This is a genomic window from Roseovarius sp. D0-M9, from assembly GCF_037083805.1.
In the GTDB taxonomy this organism is placed as follows: domain Bacteria; phylum Pseudomonadota; class Alphaproteobacteria; order Rhodobacterales; family Rhodobacteraceae; genus Roseovarius.
This window is the reverse complement of record NZ_JBAPKZ010000010.1, coordinates 74,770-94,346: the sequence shown is the minus strand read 5'-3', so window position 1 is coordinate 94,346 and position 19,577 is coordinate 74,770. Positions and strand designations below refer to the sequence as shown.

The 19,577-nt window shown below is 63.2% G+C and carries 18 protein-coding genes; 8 read left to right on the top strand and 10 right to left on the bottom strand.

Annotation, left to right across the window (positions count from 1 at the left end; genetic code table 11):
- Positions 1–7 precede the first annotated feature (7 nt).
- Positions 8–3,529: a YhdP family protein gene (locus V8352_RS08900; RefSeq protein WP_336423924.1), complete on the bottom strand. Its 3,522-nt coding sequence runs from the start codon at positions 3,527–3,529 to the stop codon at positions 8–10.
- A 54-nt stretch (positions 3,530–3,583) separates the two neighbouring features.
- Here V8352_RS08900 and V8352_RS08895 point away from each other — a divergent pair, with 54 nt between their 5' ends.
- Complete coding sequence (locus V8352_RS08895) at positions 3,584–4,045, top strand: peroxiredoxin (RefSeq protein WP_336423923.1); 462 nt, start codon at positions 3,584–3,586, stop codon at positions 4,043–4,045.
- Between the two features lie 10 nt (positions 4,046–4,055).
- Here the strand turns inward: V8352_RS08895 and V8352_RS08890 are convergent, their stop codons facing one another.
- Positions 4,056–4,832 carry a hypothetical protein gene (locus V8352_RS08890; protein ID WP_336423922.1) on the bottom strand — a complete coding sequence of 259 codons (777 nt, stop codon included), beginning with the start codon at positions 4,830–4,832 and terminating at the stop codon, positions 4,056–4,058.
- A 395-nt stretch (positions 4,833–5,227) separates the two neighbouring features.
- On the opposite strand from V8352_RS08890, the gene V8352_RS08885 reads away from it, so the two are divergent.
- Together V8352_RS08885 and V8352_RS08880 are read left to right on the top strand one after the other, a co-directional pair.
- Complete coding sequence (locus V8352_RS08885) at positions 5,228–6,547, top strand: M23 family metallopeptidase (protein ID WP_336423921.1); 1,320 nt, start codon at positions 5,228–5,230, stop codon at positions 6,545–6,547.
- Positions 6,537–7,079 (top strand): bactofilin family protein, encoded by a 543-nt coding sequence (locus tag V8352_RS08880; RefSeq protein ID WP_336423920.1) that lies wholly within the window; start codon positions 6,537–6,539, stop codon positions 7,077–7,079. Before V8352_RS08885 ends, V8352_RS08880 begins: the two co-directional genes overlap by 11 nt.
- Positions 7,080–7,323: 244 nt before the next feature.
- Here the strand turns inward: V8352_RS08880 and V8352_RS08875 are convergent, their stop codons facing one another.
- Together V8352_RS08875 and V8352_RS08870 are read right to left on the bottom strand one after the other, a co-directional pair.
- Complete coding sequence (locus V8352_RS08875; protein WP_336423919.1) at positions 7,324–7,620, bottom strand: hypothetical protein; 297 nt, start codon at positions 7,618–7,620, stop codon at positions 7,324–7,326.
- 83 nt (positions 7,621–7,703) lie between these two features.
- Positions 7,704–7,904, bottom strand: coding sequence for a CTP synthetase (locus V8352_RS08870; RefSeq protein WP_336423918.1), 201 nt, complete (start codon positions 7,902–7,904; stop codon positions 7,704–7,706).
- A gap of 150 nt (positions 7,905–8,054) precedes the next feature.
- Here V8352_RS08870 and V8352_RS08865 point away from each other — a divergent pair, with 150 nt between their 5' ends.
- Entirely contained in the window at positions 8,055–8,177 is a 123-nt protein-coding gene (locus V8352_RS08865; RefSeq protein ID WP_336423917.1) for an entericidin A/B family lipoprotein, read from the top strand.
- Positions 8,178–8,308: 131 nt separating this feature from the next.
- Positions 8,309–8,719, top strand: coding sequence for a hypothetical protein (locus tag V8352_RS08860; RefSeq protein WP_336423916.1), 411 nt, complete (start codon positions 8,309–8,311; stop codon positions 8,717–8,719).
- A 67-nt stretch (positions 8,720–8,786) separates the two neighbouring features.
- Here V8352_RS08860 and lepA read toward each other — a convergent pair whose 3' ends face one another.
- Complete coding sequence (gene lepA / locus V8352_RS08855; RefSeq protein WP_336423915.1) at positions 8,787–10,586, bottom strand: translation elongation factor 4; 1,800 nt, start codon at positions 10,584–10,586, stop codon at positions 8,787–8,789.
- A 205-nt stretch (positions 10,587–10,791) separates the two neighbouring features.
- Between lepA and V8352_RS08850 the strand changes: the two genes are divergently transcribed.
- On the top strand, positions 10,792–11,154 hold the full coding sequence (locus V8352_RS08850; RefSeq protein WP_336423914.1) for a hypothetical protein: 363 nt from the start codon (positions 10,792–10,794) through the stop codon (positions 11,152–11,154).
- A gap of 69 nt (positions 11,155–11,223) precedes the next feature.
- On the opposite strand, the gene V8352_RS08845 is transcribed toward V8352_RS08850, so the two are convergent.
- The 5 genes from V8352_RS08845 to V8352_RS08825 all read right to left on the bottom strand — a co-directional run bounded on the left by V8352_RS08845 (position 11,224) and on the right by V8352_RS08825 (position 16,368).
- On the bottom strand, positions 11,224–11,808 hold the full coding sequence (locus V8352_RS08845) for an HNH endonuclease (protein WP_336423913.1): 585 nt from the start codon (positions 11,806–11,808) through the stop codon (positions 11,224–11,226).
- A gap of 191 nt (positions 11,809–11,999) precedes the next feature.
- Complete coding sequence (locus V8352_RS08840; RefSeq protein ID WP_336423912.1) at positions 12,000–12,740, bottom strand: YebC/PmpR family DNA-binding transcriptional regulator; 741 nt, start codon at positions 12,738–12,740, stop codon at positions 12,000–12,002.
- Between the two features lie 86 nt (positions 12,741–12,826).
- Complete coding sequence (locus V8352_RS08835; protein WP_442970994.1) at positions 12,827–14,566, bottom strand: SLC13 family permease; 1,740 nt, start codon at positions 14,564–14,566, stop codon at positions 12,827–12,829.
- 57 nt (positions 14,567–14,623) lie between these two features.
- Complete coding sequence (locus V8352_RS08830) at positions 14,624–15,559, bottom strand: DMT family transporter (protein WP_336423911.1); 936 nt, start codon at positions 15,557–15,559, stop codon at positions 14,624–14,626.
- Positions 15,556–16,368: a TIGR00282 family metallophosphoesterase gene (locus V8352_RS08825; RefSeq protein WP_336423910.1), complete on the bottom strand. Its 813-nt coding sequence runs from the start codon at positions 16,366–16,368 to the stop codon at positions 15,556–15,558. Before V8352_RS08825 ends, V8352_RS08830 begins: the two co-directional genes overlap by 4 nt.
- Positions 16,369–16,605: 237 nt before the next feature.
- Here V8352_RS08825 and V8352_RS08820 point away from each other — a divergent pair, with 237 nt between their 5' ends.
- Both V8352_RS08820 and cueR read left to right on the top strand, forming a co-directional pair.
- Complete coding sequence (locus tag V8352_RS08820) at positions 16,606–19,110, top strand: heavy metal translocating P-type ATPase (protein ID WP_336423958.1); 2,505 nt, start codon at positions 16,606–16,608, stop codon at positions 19,108–19,110.
- 13 nt (positions 19,111–19,123) lie between these two features.
- Positions 19,124–19,516: a Cu(I)-responsive transcriptional regulator gene (gene cueR / locus V8352_RS08815; RefSeq protein ID WP_336423909.1), complete on the top strand. Its 393-nt coding sequence runs from the start codon at positions 19,124–19,126 to the stop codon at positions 19,514–19,516.
- Positions 19,517–19,577: the final 61 nt, after the last annotated feature.

Sequence of the window (19,577 nt, the reverse complement as noted above, 5' to 3'; positions counted from 1 at the left end):
GCAGAAGCTACCGGCTGTTGATGCCGCCGCGCCCCTGCGGGGCGCGCTCCGGGCCTTGCCGGGGTTCAGCGGGCGGCTCGGCCTCTTGCGGGCCTTGGGTGGATTGCGACGCGCCGGGCGGCGCAGCGGCGGGCGGCTGAGGCGCCTGGCGGCGGAAAATCTCGCGGAACATGCCCGGTGTCAACAGCGACAGAGGATTGACCGACACGCGCGGCGCAGCTGCGGCACCCTTGAGCGTGTAATTGACCCCTACCAGCCCCTCGCCCTGCCGGGTAAACAGCCCGCCGATGGCGTTCACGATATATAGCGGCGAGACGACACCCTGCATGTCCATCCGCTTGTCCGCCAGAAAATAATACCCGTCCATCGAGATCCCCATCGACGCGCCCACCGCGCTGCTGGAGTAAAGATCAAGGCGGTCCGGGCCAAGGCGAAACCGCGCATCAACATCACTGAAATGGATCCCGTTGCCCGACATCTGTTCCAAGAGACCCACGACGCTAAGCGCGCTCAGCAGTTCGGCAAGCGCCGGCGCATCGGTCAGCCAGATATCCCCGCCGTTCAACTGCCCCTCATAGGTGCCGGGGGCGCCGGCCGGGATCAAGATCAACTCCATCTCACCGCCACGCGCCTGCTTCAAGAGGCCAGCCGAACCAAGGACGCCGCCCGCATCATCGGTCACCACGCGAAACGCACTGCGCCCGTTCTGTGGCACGACCTGCCCACGAATGGCCGCGCCGCCGTTGATGCGGCCCGAGAATGTGCCGTCGATTCCCGTCGCCGTATTCAACTCGGCGCGGAAGGCGCCGATGCTGATGCCGTCGGACAGGATCAGGCGGGACAGTGACAGGGAAACCGGGCCGCCCCGCGCCGTGGCGCCCATCCCCGAGAGGTCCGCGCGCCTCAGATCGACCTCGCCGCCTGTCACCTCGACCCCAGGCGCGGCGCCCTGGCCCCGCCCGATCAGCGTCACCGGCGCGTTCAGCCAGCCACCGAGCGCCACGCGCGAGAAGGTAGCTCGCTCAAGTTGGCCCGCACTATTCAGGCTGACCCGGCCATCCGCCTGAAGCCCCGGCGCATCCAGCGTCAGCGCATCAATCTGAAGCGGCGGGCCCAACTGGCCGCGCACCTCGAGGCGCCCGCGCGCGCTTTGCGGCAGGCTCCAGTTCAATTGCGGCAGCGACACGCCAAGCCCCGCCAGATCCGATGTCAGCGCAAAGCGCCCCGTGCTGCCTGCACCATCTGCCTCGGCGTCTCGCGGCGCCATATCGACAGTCACCGCCACCTCTGCACTGCCCGTCAGGCTGCCGGGCGGCAGGTCGATGCCGAATTCATTGGCAAGGGCCTGATCGAAGGTCACGGTGCCCTCGACCCTGCTGCCAGACGCGTCCGGCCCCAACGCCGCAGTATAGGCCCCGCTGAACGGCACCCCGCCAAACCGGCCATCTCCCGCGACCCGAAGCCCGTCATCGTTCAGGCTCAGCGTCATCGCCTCGGCACTCAGCGTGCGGCCCGGAACCAGCACATCGCTGTCCAAATCCCTCAGATCGCCGGTCACGTCATAAGCGACATCGCGCGTCTTCAACTCCTTCTTGAGCGGGAAGCCCAGACGCGCCTCGACGCTTGCGGTGCCATCGGCCAGCGTGACGGGACGTCCTTGCTTGCTCAGGAATTCAAAAGGCTCATTGTCCATCAATGCCAGCGCGGCGGTAATGCTGCTTTGGGTGCGCACATGGACCTCGGCCGGGGCCTCCTTCACGTTGACATCCGGAACGGCGAAGCTGGTGCCCGAAATGTCGATGCGTCCGCCCGTTCCTGCCTCGATCCAGCCGCTGTCGGCGGCTATGGCAAAGCGGCCATCCATGAGCTGCGCCTTGCCGGCCATCTCCTGAATAGGCGGCATCTGCTTCATGAAACGGGCGTTCATGCCATCGAAATCAAAACCAAGGAACACATCCGCCCGGTTCTTGGGCGGTGAGCGGACGGCCAGTTGAACATTGCTCAGCTGCGCCTCGGTGATGTTGTCGGCCACCCAGGTGCGCGTGTTGGGCACCGCTTCCTCGGGCCACAGCTCCATCAGGCGCACCTTGTCGATGCTGTCCATGCGCCCGTCGAGCGCCAGATCCCATCCCGACTCGTCCCCGCGCAGATCGCCATTCAGCACCAGATGACGCCCCTGATCCGACAGGCTGAGCTGCCCAAGGGTCAGACGAAACGGCGCAAGCCGCAGCCGCATGTCGAGCGTTACGCCATCCAGTTCCACGGGCGCGTCATAAAGTTCGGCAGGGTCGGCGGTGATGTCGCTCAGACGCAATTGCGCCTGAAGCTCGTCCGGCCAGCCGCTCTGCCCGCCGATCATATGCGCGATACCCTCGGCCCGCGCCGTGACCCATTTGCTCTCGATAGAAAAGGATTCGAAGGCGATGGTCTGCGCCACCGGATCATAGGTGAAGTAGCTGCTGACCGCGTCGAAGGCGATCGGGGCCGTGCCCGCCGTGGGGCGCAGCGCACCCTTGCCGATCTGCAAGCTGGCATTGAGCGGGCCAAGCTGCCCGTCCGCGTCGAGCCGCGCGCGCAAAGCCCCCGAGATCGGCGCATCGAGTGCATCCAGCCATGTCAGCGCAGGCGATTGCATGGCCAGATCCCCGGCGGGCAGATCCGAGAAGTTCAGGCCGAGTTGCGCCGCGCTGCTGCCGATCCGGCTGGAAAAGCTCATCTCCAGCGTACTGGGATAGGATCGCGCCCCCAGCACCGTAAAGTCGCCGCGCATGCGCAGGCTGGCGCCTTCACGGGTCGCGGCCACACTGCCGCCGTCGATCGTCCAGGCGCGGCCCGTGCGCGCATCCTCATAGCGTAGCGTCATGTTGTCGGCCTGAATGCTGCGCAGCGATGCCATCGCCGGGCGCGTCAGCGCCTGGTCGATCTGCGCGATCAGCGCGCTTGCATCGCGCGGCGGCGCGGGCGCATCGGCGGCGCGCGGCATCGCCGCACCGCCCAGTTGCACCCCCACGCCGCCCGCATCATTGCGGCGCAGGTTGACCTGAAGGCCCGACAGGCGGATCCGCGATGGCTGCACCTCTCCGCGAAACAGCGGACGCAGCGCCACGGTTCCGCCAAGTTCGGCCAGCGAGGCAAGGACGCGCCGGTCCGGCCCGCGCAAGGTCACATCCCTCAGCGCCAGGCGCGGTGTCCAGCCCTGCTCGACGACGACAACCATCTCGCCCAGCTCGACGTTCAAATCACCGGTCGTCGTGTTGATCCGCTCGGTGATGCGCGTGCGCAGCCAGTCGGGCAGCACGACCGGGGTGCCAAGGTAGGACAGCACGAAAAGCGCGCAGGCCAACGCCAGAACCGCCACGCTGAGCAAGGACCAAAGCCCGGCCTTGCGCCCCCGCCTACGGCGACGGCGGCCCGCAGGGCGCGCGGCCTGCGTTGCGCCGGGCGCATCCTGCCGCTCAGAAGGGGTTTCAGGGTCTGGCTGGCTCATTTCATCCTTGGGCGGGTGCGCATCGCGCCGTGCCTTTTGCATATCGCTTGCGCAACGCTAATATATCAACAACTCAGTCAGACCCAAGGATCACACATGCCCGATGTTTCAGACAAAGCCCCCGATTTCACGCTCCCTTTGGGCGGCGGCGGCGAAATTCAGCTTACCGCATTGGCCGGTGCGCCTGTCGTGCTCTTCTTTTACCCGCGCGACGACACGCCCGGCTGCACGAATGAGGCGATCGCCTTTACCAGTCTTTTGCCCGAGTTCGAGGCGGCTGGCGCCAAGGTCATCGGCATATCCAAGGACAGCGTCGCCAAGCACGAGAAATTCGCGGACAAGCACGACCTCAAGGTGATGCTGGCCTCCGACGAGCATGGCACAACCTGCGAGGACTACGGCGTCTGGACCGAGAAAAAGATGTACGGCAAGACCTTTCTCGGGATCGAGCGCAGCACGTTCCTGATCGGCGCGGACGGGCGCATCGCGCGCGTCTGGCCCAAGGTCAAGGTGCCTGGCCACGCCGAAGAGGTGCTGGAGGCCGTGCGCGCGCTGTAATCCAGCCGTCTCAGACGGCGGGCGGCGCCGGTTTCAGCGCCCGCGCCGCGAGCGCCTCGTAAGCGGGCAGATGGGCGGCCAGATAGTCGTGCAAATGCGGCGCACCGGCGGCGGCCGTCTCGAATTTGGAGGCGGCACGCGCCGCGTGATCGGGGGGCATCGGGCGAATGCCCTCCGAGGTGCTGGCCGCCTCGTGCCACGAGCCCACCTGCTCCCAATCGTCCGGCGGCGGTCCGGCCCAGTCCAGCGCATGTGGCGCATCCGGCAATCCCACGGCGTGCCAGAAAGCGTGCATCATGCCGTGCGGATCAGCCCGGATGTCCTCGGCCCGCAGCACCGCGGGCGCGCACCCTGCTGCCTCGAGGTGCTGGTAGAGCTGCCATTGCGCCGCGATGCCGACCTCCTCCTTGGTCAGCCCCGGATCGAGCCGATGATAGGACGCAATCGCCGCGCGCGGATCGCGCACCAGAAAGGCATGGCGCAGCCGATCGCGAAAGCCCCTGTCCTCATCAAGGTAGGGCGTCACGTAATAGGCCATGTCCTTGAAGAACACCGGCCCCGCCTCGGCCCGTTTGAGCAGCATGGCGCGAATATCCGCATAGGCCACGGGATGATCCGGCTGGACCTCGAAATTCGGCATGCACCGGGCGCGGCGATGCACATAATAGTCATACATGAACGGCTCATGCGCGCAGTCGAGGTCGCCGCGCTCGCGCATGATGCGCTCGGTCGCCGTCGACATCGAGCGTGGATGCGCCCAGAGCGCGATGATCGGATAGTCTGTCATCTGGCCTCCTGTCAGCCGATATGCCCGCCGACGAAAGCCTTGCTGAGAAGAGCCTTTACCGAGTGGGGTTTCGCCTTGCCACCGCCGAAAATACCCGAAATCGCACGACAAACCAGCCGCAGCTCCGGGCGGGCGCGGCAGCGACGCCTCGGGCCCTTTTTGCAACCAACTGCGTCATCTCGGCGCAGGGATTACTTGCAGAACCCCGCTCAACTCTTTGCAGATCGGCAATAATCTGCCGTTTATAGCGCCTTTGCCCTCATTTGATCATATAAGGGCGCAAAAGAGTTGCCCCATCGGACCGCGCTGTCTAATCACGTGCCCAAGGCGCTGCACGACCACTCAATGATGCGCGCGAGGGACGGAACGGATCGGGACAATTGGGGACGGGACATTTGCGCACACGTATCGCAATCGCAACGCACGCTTTTCTTGAGCGACATTTTCCAGAGCGCAGGGTTTTCCTGCGGTCCGACACCGACACACGCTTCATGCGGCTTCGGCCCGCGACACAGCTGATTGCCTTCTCGGGCGCGACGCTGATTGTCGGTTGGGCCATCATCGCCACCGCCATCCTGCTTATGGACAGCATCGGGTCCGGCAACTTTCGCGAGCAGGCCAAGCGCGACCAGCGCACCTACGAACAACGCCTCAACGAGTTGAGCAGCGAACGGGACAAGCGCGCGGCCGAGGCCCGCGAGGCCCAGGAACGGTTCAATACCGCGCTCGAGCAGATCTCGGTGATGCAGTCCGAGCTTCTCGCCTCCGAAACGCGCCGCCGCGAGATGGAGACCGGCATCGGCGTGATCCAGGCAACCCTGCGCCGCACAATGCAAGAACGTGACGCAGCCCGCGGCCAGAGCGAGACGCTGACCGCACAGCTCGAGAATTCCGGCAGCGCCGGCCCTCTCGCCGAGGACGAGGATGCAGGCGCAAGCCCGGTCGATTTTCTGACCGCCGCGCTGGCCGATACCGCCGCCGAGCGTGACCAGATCAGCGCCGACGCACAGGACGCCCTTCTGCAGGCGGACGAGATGCAGCAGCAGATCCGGCTGATGCAGGACCAGAACGACCAGATTTTCCGCCAGCTCGAGGACGCGATGACCATCTCGGTCGAGCCGCTGGACAAGATGTTTAGCGCCGCGGGCATGAATACCGAGACCATGCTCGACACCGTCCGCAAGGGGTATTCCGGCCAGGGCGGCCCGCTCATGCCGCTCAGCTTTTCGACCCGCAGCGAACAGCCGTCACCGGATGCCGAACGCGCCAACGGCATCCTCAACCAGATGGATCGTCTGAACCTTTACCGAATCGCTGCCGAGAAGGCGCCATTCGCCCTGCCCCTCAAGGGCGCGTTTCGCTACACCTCGGGCTTTGGCAAGCGTTGGGGCCGTTTACATGCGGGCACGGACATGGCCGGACCAACCGGCATGCCCATCTACGCCACGGCAGATGGCGTCGTCACCCATGCAGGATGGCAGTCAGGATATGGCCGGCTGGTCAAGATCAAGCATGCCTTCGGCGTTGAGACGCGCTATGCGCATCAATCAAAAATCCGGGTGACAAAAGGCCAAAGGGTATCGCGTGGAGACCATATTGGTGATATGGGAAACTCTGGACGGTCGACCGGCACCCATCTACACTATGAGGTTCGCGTTAACGGCGATGCCGTCAATCCAATGACATATATCAAGGCTGCGAGAGATGTTTTCTAAAAGCAAAATCAACGACCCTAGCCCGCAAAAGGCCGATCCGGCCAAGTCGGCAGGCCATGACAAGCCGCAGGACGCGCCCAAACCCGCAGCGCACTCTGGCGATTACAAGGCAGCCGCGCCCAAGGCCAAGCCGCCCACGTCCATACTGTCTTCGGACCTGCATGTGACCGGAAACATGAAGACAACGGGCGACATCCAGGTCGAAGGCACGGTTGAGGGCGACATCCGCGCGCACCTTTTGACCATCGGCGAGACGGCGACCATCAAGGGCGAAGTCATTGCTGATGATGTTGTCATCAATGGCCGCATCGTTGGCCGCGTGCGCGGCCTCAAGGTGCGTCTGGCCTCAACGGCCCGCGTCGAGGGTGACGTGATCCACAAGACCATCGCCATCGAATCCGGTGCTCATTTCGAGGGTTCGGTTCAGCGTCAGGACGACCCCCTGAACCCCAAGGGCAAAGCGGCCGACCCTGCGCCGACATCCGGATCTGCGCCAACACCCAACAAGTCAGCCGAGCCCAAGAGGGACTGACCTCCGCCCGTTCAAACCGCAGCCTGATCTGAGAACCATTGTTCGAAAACCGCTCCTGCCTCGCTCGGCGGGGGCGGTTTTCACGTCCGGGTGCTCAATCGGGTGTTCCGTGCCCGGCGGCAATCATTACGAGGTGACAGCGCCTGATGGAAAGTGCCTCGCCACGCAAAAGGGCGCAGTCCTCACTGCGCCCGATCTAACTTAACTGTCCGCCCCGGCGCTGCACTGCCGTGAGGTTCATCGCTCAGGAGCAGCCCTTTTCGCCTTCCCGGCAAGCAGGGCGCGCGCTGTAGTCAGCGTGCCGGTGGTGCACACGTTGCGCCGGATGCTTCATGACCTGCTGGTACGTCTGATGCTGATTTGGCACGCCGCAGGAAATCTCTCCCGACGTCGTGACCGGCTGAAGACCTGCCGAGCAGTAATTCTCATGTGACGGATAGGCGTAAATCTTGGCCTCTACAGCCAAAGCCGGGGCTGCCGACAGCAGGGTGAGCGCGGCACCTGCCGCAATGCCAAGTTTGGATTTGGTCAGGTTTCGCATCATGTCCCTCATATCTGCGGGCCGCCATGTTGTGCTGCGGCACATTTCACATAGCGATCATGGTATACAAGGCCCCAACCCTGTCAATTTGTTTGGCCGCCCCTCATCGACATGATCTGACGGGCGATCAGCCAGGTCACCGGAAGGCTGATGATGAAACCGACCACAGCACCGGTAAAAACCCCGGTCATGCCGTCATAGCCCGCGACCAAGGCGATGATGACGCCGATGCCGGCCAGCGTCGTGCCAATGATGATATTCAGAAAGCTTGCGAGCAACCACATGACAGGTCTCCTTGCGCATAGATATGTGTTCAGCGGCACCCTAAGCGCGCGTAGCTGTCCGTGCTTTGATCCAAGTCATATCCAGGCCCTGCGGGAACCGAAACGCCGCGTTCTGCGTTTGCAATCAAATAACATAACCGGAGAATTACCATGCCCAAATTCATTCTTGCCTTGATTGCCGTCACGGGTCTTGCTGCCTGCAATACCGTCGCTGGCGCCGGCCAAGACGTCGAGAACACAGGTGAAGCAATCGAGAATGCAGCCGAGGAGTAAGCTCCGAGCAGTAAGCTCCGGCGCAAATGCGGGATCACGGACGGGCGGCCAATAGCGGCTGCCCGTCTTGCGTTCTGCAAATTTCCGGATGGCTAAACCGATGGTTAGGACTTGGCTGTCACCTTGGCGGCATGACCCAGAACACGAATGATTCGATGCATTACTATTTCGTCACCGCAAAGACAGGAGATGCGCAGGATGGCTTGGATGATCGGATAAATGCGCTTGCGGCCGCCTGCGCCAGAGCAACGGGCGACCCGGCACCCAAGGTGATCGCCCTAGCGTGCCTGCCCGGTTTTGTGGCCGCCGTCGTTCTCACGCGGGACTGGCCCGGCGCGCGGCGGTACCGGCGCGCCACATTCGCGTGGCGCGGCATCGCGCAGGGTTTGACGGCTTACCGGTTGGCATCCAGTGTCGAGGTGCAGGAACGTATCGACTTTTGTCACTTCGCCCCTGTGGCGCACGGCCTTGTAAGTGCACCCGGCGAATGGCGGGAGTCAACTATTCACCGCAGCGTGAGATCAGAGATGATTCTCACCTGATCGATAGAGCAAAGCCCCTGAGCAGACGTCTGGGGCAGACCGACTGCTTCGCCCCCCGCGCGCCGCGTCAGCTATCCATCTTGAGGGCCGAGATGAACGCCTCTTGCGGAATGTCCACCTTGCCGAACTGGCGCATCTTCTTTTTACCTGCCTTCTGCTTTTCCAGAAGCTTCTTCTTGCGGGTGGCATCGCCGCCATAGCATTTGGCCGTCACGTCCTTGCGCATCGCCGATAGCGTCTCGCGTGCGATCACCTTGCCGCCGATGGCAGCCTGAATCGGGATCTTGAACATATGCCGGGGGATAAGATCCTTCAGCTTCTCGACCATGGCGCGCCCGCGCATCTCGGCGCGGTCACGGTGAACCATCATCGATAGCGCATCCACCGGCTCGTCATTGACCAGAATCGACATTTTCACAAGGTTATCGGTGCGATAGCCGATGATCTGATAGTCAAAGCTGGCGTAGCCCTTGGTGACCGATTTCAGCCGGTCGTAGAAGTCAAAGACCACCTCGTTCAGCGGCAGGTCATAAACCACCATCGCCCGCGCTCCGGCATAGGTCAGGTCCTGCTGGATGCCGCGCCGATCCTGGCACAGCTTCAGCACGTCGCCCAGAAACTCGTCCGGCACCAGAATGGTCGCCTTGATCCGTGGCTCTTCGACGTGGTCCACAGTGCTCAGATCGGGCATGTCGGCCGGATTGTGCAGCGGAAACTCGGTCCCGTCCTTCATGAAGACGTTATAGATCACCGACGGGGCCGTCGTGATGAGGTCAATGCCATATTCGCGGTCGATCCGGTCGCGGATCACCTCGAGATGCAGCAGCCCCAGGAAACCGCAGCGAAAGCCAAAGCCAAGCGCCGCCGACGTCTCCATCTCGTAGGTAAAACTGGCATCGTTCAGCGCCAGTTTCTCGATGGCGTTGCGCAGATCCTCGAACTCGGAGGAATCCACCGGAAAGAGCCCGCAGAACACCACCGGTACCGACGGCTTGAAGCCGGGCAAGGCCGTCGCGCAAGGCGCCTTGTCATGGGTGATCGTGTCGCCCACCTTGGTGTCGCGCACCTGTTTGATCGATGCGGTGATAAAGCCGATTTCGCCCGGCTCCAGCCTGTCCTGCACCGTCATCGCGGGGCGAAAGACGCCAATCCGCTCGACCTGATGCACGCTGCCGTTTTGCATCATGCGCACCCTGTCGCCCTTTTTCAGAACGCCGTCCATGATGCGCACCAGCACGACGACCCCAAGATAAGGGTCATACCAGCTGTCGACCAGCATCGCCTTCAGCGGCGCGGTCGCATCCCCCGTGGGCGGGGGCAGATGCGTGATGATCGCCTCTAGCGTCTCGATGATGCCCTCACCGGTCTTGGCACTGACACGGATCGCATTCGATGCGTCGATGCCGATCACATCCTCGATCTGTTCGGCCACGCGCTCGCAATCGGTGGCTGGCAGGTCGATCTTGTTCAGGACCGGCACGATCTCGTGATTGGCGTCAATGGCGTGATAGACATTGGCCAGCGTCTGCGCCTCGACGCCTTGCGTGCTGTCCACGACCAGAAGCGAACCCTCGACCGCCCGCATCGAGCGGCTGACCTCATAGGCGAAATCGACGTGGCCGGGCGTGTCGATCAGGTTGAGGATATACTCCTCGCCATTCAGCGCGGTGTAGTTGATGCGCACCGTCTGCGCCTTGATGGTGATACCGCGCTCACGCTCGATATCCATGCTGTCGAGCATCTGCTCTTTCATGTCCCGTTCCGCGACCGTGTTGGTCTGCTGGATCAGGCGGTCGGCCAGCGTGGATTTGCCGTGGTCGATGTGCGCCACGATGGAAAAATTGCGGATATGTGCAAGGTCTGTCATGCAATGGGATATGTATGGGATTGCCTGTCTGGTCAAGCTGGATCGCAGGGCGTCCGCGCCGATCGGCGTCATGCCCCACGCCCGCGCGGAGATTGCTCCATCGCGCGCGATCTTCCGAATTGAAAACCGCCCCCGGATCGGGCACATAATCACCCAGTGGCCGCCGTCCCGAAGAGCCAGACTCCAGAAAACACGAGGCAGATAGATGAGAAACCTTTTGATCGCCGCTGTGATACTCGGCCTTTCGGCTTGCGGCGGCTCGAACCGGTTCGAGAACCGGGGCGGCAATGTGCGCTCTCCTGCTCCGGTCTATGCGCCCACCGCTACCGGGCCGATCAACTCGGCCTGCCTTGCCTCTGACCGCAGGGCGCGCTCATCCCTGCTGTGCGGCTGTATTCAGGCGGTCGCGGACCAGACCCTAAGCCGCTCGGACCAAGCTCGCGCCGTGAGATTCTATAGCGATCCGCAATCCGCGCAAGACACACGCCAATCCAAGAGCGCGTCAGACGAGCGGTTCTGGAAGGCCTATTCAGACTACGGCAACCGCGCGGCCCAAGTCTGCAGCTAGGCACACCGCTCCGCTGCTTTTATTTGGTAACAAATACCTCGAAGCCGCACCTTGCCCCGGACGCGGCGGTCAGGCTTCCAGCTCGGCATCCCAATACAGGAAATCGATCCAGCTATCGTGCAAATGGCCCGGCGGAAACTTGCGGCCAAGGTTGCGCAGCTCTTCTGCGCCGGGCGCGCGCGGCGGCTTGCGCAGGCTCATCCCCGAGCGCGCAAGGCTTTTCGAGCCTTTGGCCAGATTGCAGCGCGAACAGGCCGCCACCACATTTTGCCAACTGGTGCGCCCGCCGCTGGCCCGCGGCACCACATGATCAAAGGTCAGATCCCCCCGCGCGCCGCAATACTGACAGCAGAATTCATCCCTCAGAAAAAGATTGAAGCGCGTGAATGCCACGCGCTTCTGGGGTTTGACAAAGTCCTTGAGGACGATCACCGACGGGATCCTTATCCTCATACTGGGCGAATGAACGACGTGGTCATATTCGGCCACGATATCCACCCGATCCAGCCAGACCGCCTTTACCGCGTCCTGCCATGTCCAGAGCGACAGCGGATAATAACTGAGGGGCCGATAATCGGCGTTCAGTACCAGCGCGGGATGCTGGCGCAGCGCGGCTGGTTCACGCACGAACTCTGTTCTGAAATTACCTTGCATTGTCTGACCGTCCCCACCCGAGCTGATCTGTCCCGATGACTATATATCGTGCGCAGCGAACGGCAAGCCTGCCTTTCGTAGCACATCTGGGGATAGGATCGCAGGAGCGCATGACGCGCAGATGACAAAAGAAGTAAAAAACGGCGCCGCGCGCACGCCCAACCCGGCCCGCGCGCGGCACCTGGTGCGCCTCAGAGTTGCGACATGACCTCGTCGGAGGCTTCGAAATTGGTTGTGACACGCTGCACGTCGTCGTCATCCTCCAGCGCGTCGACAAGCTTCATCAGCTTCTGCATCGCCTCGAGGTCCATCTCGGTCGTGGTGACCGGGCGCCATGCCAGACGCGTTGCCTCGCTCTCGCCCAGCTCGGCCTCGAGCGCGGAGGACACCTCATTGAGGTCCGTATCGGCGCACCAGATGGTATGGCCCTCTTCGCTGCTCTCGACGTCCTCGGCGCCTGCCTCGATCGCGGCCATCATGACGCTGTCGGCATCGCCTGCCTCTGCGCCATAGACGATCTCGCCCTTGCGCTCGAACATAAAGCCGACGCTGCCCGTCTCGCCCAGATTGCCACCATTCTTGGTGAACGTGCTGCGCACCGTGCTTGCCGTCCTGTTGCGGTTGTCGGTCATCGCCTCGACGATGACGGCGACACCATTGGGGCCGTACCCCTCATAGCGGATTTCCTCGTAATCCTCGCTGTCGCCCGCCTGACTTTTCTTGATCGCGCGGTCGATCACGTCCTTGGGCACCGATTGCGTCTTGGCCTCCTTGACGGCCATGCGCAGGCGCGGGTTCTTCTCGGGGTCGGGGTCGCCCATCTTGGCGGCGACGGTGATTTCCTTGCTCAGCTTCGAGAACAGCTTGGAGCGTGCGGCGTCCTGCCGTCCCTTGCGATGCTGGATGTTTGCCCATTTGGAATGGCCGGCCATGGAATACCTCTGAAAACGGGTGATGTAAGTTCCGCGCCTCTATAAGACAGCCCGCCCCCCCTGCGCAAGCCGGGGCCGCACGCGCCCTAGAGAGGCCAGATCAGCGGGATAAGCGCCGAGGACAACATGCCGATACTGAGGTTCAAGGGTACGCCGATGCGCAGAAAATCGGTAAAGCGGTATCCGCCGGGGCCATAGACCAGCGTGTTGGTCTGGTATCCGATGGGCGTTGCGAAACTGGCAGATGCGGCCACCATCACCGCAACCACCAGAGGGCGCGGATCTATGCCCATCGCCTCGCCAAGCCCTATGGCGATGGGGGTGACGACGACCGCCACCGCGTTGTTGCTGACCATCTCGGTCAGAACCGAGGTCAGGAGAAACACCGAGTAAATCACCAAAACACCCGGCAACAGCGTCAGCGCCGGCGCGATCGCGCCCACGATCAGCGCGACAGCGCCGCTTTCCTCCAGTGCGGCGCCGATCGCCAGCATGGAAAAGATAAGCGCCAGAAGCCGGCCATCCACAAATGAAAACGCCTCATCCGCATCAATGCAGCGCGCGATCAGCACGGCGGCCACCGCCACCACCGCCAGCGCGAGGATGGGCGCCACCCCGAGGCCCGCCAGTCCCACGATGGCGATCAGCGCCGCAATGGCGATAGGCGCATGACCGCGCCGATACGCCCGCGCCGAGGGCTGCGAGACATCGACCATGTCCATCTCGCTCGACAGCCGCTTGATATCCTCCGGCGCGCCTTCCAGCAGCAGGGTATCGCCCACCTTGACGATCAGGTTGTCCAACTGACGGCCGATATTCTGGTTCCGGCGGTGAACGGCCAGCGGATAGACACCATAGCGCCGCCGCAGCCGCAACGATCCCAGGCTGCGCCCCACCATCTTGCAACCGGGCGTAATCAGCACCTCGACCGTCGATGTCTCGACCGCCGATACCTGATCGACGCGCTTGAGGCTCTTGTCGTTTTGCAGGCTCAAAAGCTCGGTCATCTGGGTGCGCAGGACGACCCTGTCCCCGACCTCCAGCACCACACCGCTCAGGTCACGGCGCAGGGATTGATCACCGCGCACCACGTCGATCAGTCGCACGCCCTCGCGCTTGAAGAGTTGCACACCCGTGACCTCGCGGCCGATCAGGTTGCTCTCGGGCGGGATCACCGCCTCGGTAAAGAATTTCATCTGGCTGCGGTCCGACAGCATGTCGGCCATGCTGTCGCGGTGCGGCAGCAGCAACGGCCCGATAAAGCGCAGATAGACCATGCCCCATATGCACAGCACAATGGCGAGCGGGGTGATTTCGAAAATCCCGAAAGCCTCCAGACCGCGCGCGCGCGCCACACCGTCGACCAAAAGGTTGGTCGAGGTGCCGATCAGTGTCAGCGTGCCCCCGAGGATGGCCGCATAGCTGAGCGGGATCAGCAGGCGCGATGCCGGGATCTTCATCGTGCGCGCCAGTTGGACAAAGACGGGAATCATCACGACCACCACGGGCGTATTGTTCATTACCGCCGAACCGGCGATGACCAATCCCAGCATCATGACCACCGCCAGCTTGGGATTGGTGCGCGCATGGCGGTCCGCCAGCGACGTAAACGCCTCAAGCGCGCCAGTGCGCACCAGCGCGCCCATGATGATGAACATGACGGCAATCGTCCAAGGCGCGGGATTGGACAAAACCGCGAGCCCCGCGTCATAGGGCAAAAGGCCCAGAACCAGCATCGCGGCCGCCCCCGCGAGGGCCACCACCTCGGTCGGATAGACCTCGCGGATGAAAAAGACGAACATCACAGCCACGACGCCCAGCGTCATCAAGGCTTGCACCGTTTGCGATACGTCGAAGTATTCGATCACCAATTGGCCCGCCCGTTATGCCCGTGGGGCATTTTCATCCATAGGCCGCACCGGCGCAAGCGGCGATGTGCGCGCCCGCGGCTGGACCAGCGCGATGCCGATCATCATGATGCCCAGCGCCAGCCAGACCCAGATGGCATAGCGCTCCTGCAAGAGCAGGATCGACCACAGCACACCAAAGCCGGTCACCAGATAGCTGGTTTGCGCGGCGAAAACCGATCCCGCGCGCCCGACCAGCCAGACATAGACCGCGTAGACAAGCCCGTGCAGCGCCGCCGATGCCACCAGCGCCAGTTCCGGCACGCCAAAGCTGGCCAACGGGTTGATCCACTGCCCCGTCACCAGCGCCAAGGGCGCCGTGACCCCCATCCCCAAGAGCGACGCGCCCAGGATCACCTGCATCGGATCCAGACCTTGGGTGCCCCATTTTGCCACGAGGTTCCCCTCGGTCGCGTAAAGAAGCGGCGCCAACAACGCCAATGGAATAAACGCCGCCATCGCCCTCTCGGGCAGGCTGGCCTCGGGCCCGATCAAAAGCAGGATACCCGTGATGCCAAAGCTGAGCCCCAAGAGGCGCCGCCACGAAAACATCTCGTTGCGCAGCGCAAGCGCGATGGGCAACGAAAAGAGCGGCACGCTTGCGATCACGATGGCCATGATCCCGCCCGGCAGCTTTGCGGCCGCGAGGTAGAAGAAGATATCGGGCAGGACCACGCCGCATGAGGCGATTATGACGTAGAGCCGCCAGTATTGTCTGCCCAGTTCAAGCCGCTTTCCACGCATCGCACAGATCGCGCCCAAGAGCGCCACGATGACCACCTCCTGCCAGAAGATGAGGCCAAGGGGCAGATGCCCGGTGCTGACGGCGATCTTGGACAGGGGCACACTCAGCCCCCATCCTGCCCCCATGACCATCAAGACGGCATAGGGGCCCAGATCGAGCCGGCTCACGGCCCGGCCTGAACGAGACGTCCGCCTTGGCGCACCATTTCGATCCGGGTCGCCCGCCCGGTGCGGTCGTCCGTCTCAACATAAATGCCCGAAAGCGTGACCTCGTCCATCGCGGGCGAAAAACGGCCTTTGGGCATGCCGGTGACAAAGCGGCGCAGCGGCTCTTCCTTGTCCATGCCGATAACGCTGTTGTAGTCGCCGCACATGCCCGCGTCGCTCAGAAAGGCAGTGCCGCGCGGCAGCACCTGCGCATCGGCTGTGGGCACATGCGTATGCGTGCCGACGACCAGCGACGCGCGCCCGTCGCAAAAATGACCGACGCCCATTTTCTCGCTGGTTGCCTCGCAGTGAATGTCGATGATCGCTGCCTGCACCGCCCCGCCCAGCACATGCGCGCGTAGGCAGGTATCCAGAGCCGAGAACGGATCGTCAAAGGCGCGTTTCATGAAAACCTGGCCCAGAACCTGCGCCACCAGCACCTTGCGCCCGCGCGCATCGGTAAAGACGCGGTGCCCCCGACCGGGCGCACCCTTGGCAAAGTTGAGCGGGCGAATGATGCGCGGCTCGCTCTCGATGGCGCGCAGCATGTCCTTTTGATCGAAGGCGTGATCGCCCAAGGTGACGCAATCGGCGCCCGCATCGAGGATGCCCTTGGCATGTTCGCCGCTCAGGCCCATGCCCCCTGTCGCGTTCTCGCCGTTGACCACCACAAAATCGAGGCCCCAATCGGCCTTGAGCCGCGGCAGCATGTCCGCAATTGCCCGGCGTCCGCCGCGCCCCATAACATCGCCGAGAAAAAGTAATTTCATTCGCCAAGTGTTAGAACGCGGCACGGGCGCGCGCAAGGGCACATGATGGCGCGTCCTGCGCGGGGGCATTGATGGCGGAATTGAGTATTTTTGGAACAATGAAAGACTGAAGGGAGCAAGGCCGAGGGGCGGCGCGATCGCGCGCCGGCGCGCGCATCACAAAATGACGGCGGCGGCCCTTGACCTTCCATCTACTGGAAGGACCATGTAGCACTCAACGCAAAGATAGGTATGAATATGTCCGGCCATCAGACAATCACATTCGGCGTGCGCAAGCTGAACTGCGCATCCTGTGCAGCACGGGCAGAAAAGGCCCTGTTGGGGGTGACCGGCGTTCAGAGCGCTCAGGTCAACCTGGCGTCGGAGATGGCAACCATCACCGTCGATGAGACATTTTCGGCCCCGCCTTTGATCAAGGCCTTGCAGGAGGCGGGATATCCGGCCGAGACGCAAACCTATCGGTTTTCGATTGCGAACATGTCATGCGCCTCCTGCGTGCGCCGTGCCGAGCAGGCGCTGGCATCGGCTCCGGGCGTGGTCAGCGCCTCGGTGAACCTCGCCACGGAAGAGGCCACCGTCGAGGCTCTGGGCGGGTCCGCCAGCGCAATCGCGCAGGCGTCAACGGATGCCGGTTATCCCGCAAGCCTGATCTCGGACCATGGTCATGCAGGCGACGCCGATGATCGCAAGACGCGGGAGGCCGCACATCTTGGCCGCATGACGCTCCTTGCTGCGGTCCTGACGGCGCCGGTTTTCGTTCTGGAAATGGGCAGCCACGCGATTCCGGCCATGCATGACTGGGTGATGACCGCGCTGGGCATGGAGGTCAGCTGGATGATCCAGTTCGTCCTGACCACGCTCGTCATGGCCGTGCCGGGACGTCAGTTCTACCTCAAGGGCTTTCCTGCGCTGTTCAGGGGCGCGCCGGACATGAATTCACTCGTGGCGCTGGGATCTGCAGCGGCCTGGGCCTTTTCCACTGTCGCAGTTTTCGCGCCATCATTGCTGCCCCAAGGGACGCGCGTGGTTTATTATGAGGCTGCGGCCGTGATCGTGACGCTGATCCTGCTGGGCAGGTTCCTTGAATTACGCGCCAAGGGGCGCACCGGTCAGGCGATTGCCAAGCTGGTCGGCCTTGGTGCGAAATCCGCCCGCGTGGAGCGCGACGGCCAGATTGTCGAAATTGCCGTGGAGGACATCGTGACGGGCGACATCGTGCAGGTGCGTCCGGGCGAAAAGATCGCGGTGGACGGCATCGTCGCCCAAGGCGCCTCATACGTCGATGAGAGCATGATTACGGGTGAGCCGGTGCCGGTGCAAAAGAGCCCAGAGAGCACTGTCGTCGGCGGCACGATCAACGGCACGGGCGCGCTGAGTTTCCGGGCGACCAAGGTGGGGTCCGACACGATGCTGGCCCAGATCATCCGCATGGTCGAGGCGGCCCAAGGGGCCAAGCTGCCGATTGCGGATCTGGTGAACCGGATCACGCTGTGGTTTGTCCCCGTCGTGATGGGCGTCGCCGCGCTGACCTTCCTGACGTGGCTGCTGGTGGGCCCTGCCCCTGCGCTGAGCTTCGCGCTTGTCGCCTCTGTTGCGGTGCTGATCATCTCTTGCCCTTGTGCGATGGGCCTTGCGACGCCGACCTCGATCATGGTCGGCACGGGCCGCGCCGCAGAGCTTGGCGTGCTCTTTCGGCAGGGCGACGCACTCCAGACGCTCAGCGATGTCGATGTCGTGGCGCTGGACAAGACCGGAACACTGACCGAGGGGCGCCCGGAACTGACAGATATGACCGTTGTGGGCGACTTCGACGAGGATGACGTGGTGAGGCTCGCCGCCTCGGCCGAGGCAAAATCCGAACACCCCATCTCGGCCGCGATTGTCCGTCATGCCGAGCGTGCGGGGGCGGCGCTGGCACCTGTCGATACGTTTGAGGCCCTTACCGGTTACGGGATCGAGGCCACGGTGGAGGGCCGCCGCGTTCTGATCGGTGCTGACCGCCTGATGAGCCGCAATGGGATCTCGCTGAGCGACGTTCAGGGTGTTGCCGATGAACTGGGCCGCGCGGGCAAGACACCGCTCTATGCGGCCATTGACGGGCAGCTTGCCGCAGTCATCGCCGTGTCGGACCCGATCAAACGCACCACGCCGGAGGCCATCACCGCGCTCAAGAATATGGGCCTTGAGGTGGCGATGATCACTGGCGACAACCGCAGCACCGCCAGCGCCATCGCGGCCCAGCTGGGCATTGACACCGTCGTTGCCGAGGTTCTGCCCGAGGGCAAGCTGGAGGCCATCGACAAGCTGAAGGCCGGCGGCAAGAAGGTTGCCTTCGTCGGTGACGGGATCAACGATGCTCCGGCGCTGGCTGCCGCAGATGTCGGCATTGCCATCGGGACGGGCACGGATGTGGCCATCGAGGCGGCGGATGTGGTGCTGATGTCGGGGGATCTGAAGGGCGCGGTCAATGCCCTGCACGTCAGCCGCAAGACCATGCGCAACATTCGCCAGAACCTTTTTTGGGCCTTCGCCTATAATGCGCTGCTCATTCCGGTGGCCGCAGGTGTATTCTATCCGCTGTCCGGCCTCATGCTTTCGCCGGCTCTGGCGGCGGGTGCGATGGCTCTGTCGAGCATCTTTGTGCTGACAAATGCCCTGCGCCTGCGCAAGCTGTCGACGCCGGTGGCCAAGGCTACGCCCGCCCGCGCCTCGGGCCTTGGGGCGGTTCCCGCCAACGCATAGCAGGAGAGATGCCATGAACATCGGCGAAGTGTCAAAAATGGCGGGGCTCCCCCCGAAGACGATCCGTTATTATGAGGATATCGGCCTGATCACACCGCTGCGCGACACCAACGGGTATCGCAGCTTTCGCGATAGCGATGTGCACAAGCTGGCCTTTATCGGGCGCTCTCGGGCGCTTGGCTTTACCATCGAGGATTGCCGCAACCTGCTGGCGCTTTGGGACGATCAGGACCGCGCCAGCGCCGATGTGCGCGCAATCGCCCAAGAGCATCTGTCGCAGATCGAGAGCAAGATCGCGGACTTGCAGGCCATCCGCGATACGCTTTCGCATCTGGTGCGTGAATGTGCCGGTGACGGGCGCCCCGATTGCCCGATCCTCGACAAGCTGGAAAAGTTCCCGACCTGAGTACGGAACCCTCCAGCGCTGGAACCGAGTTGAGCCGGTATAGCAGGTATTCTGGAGGGTA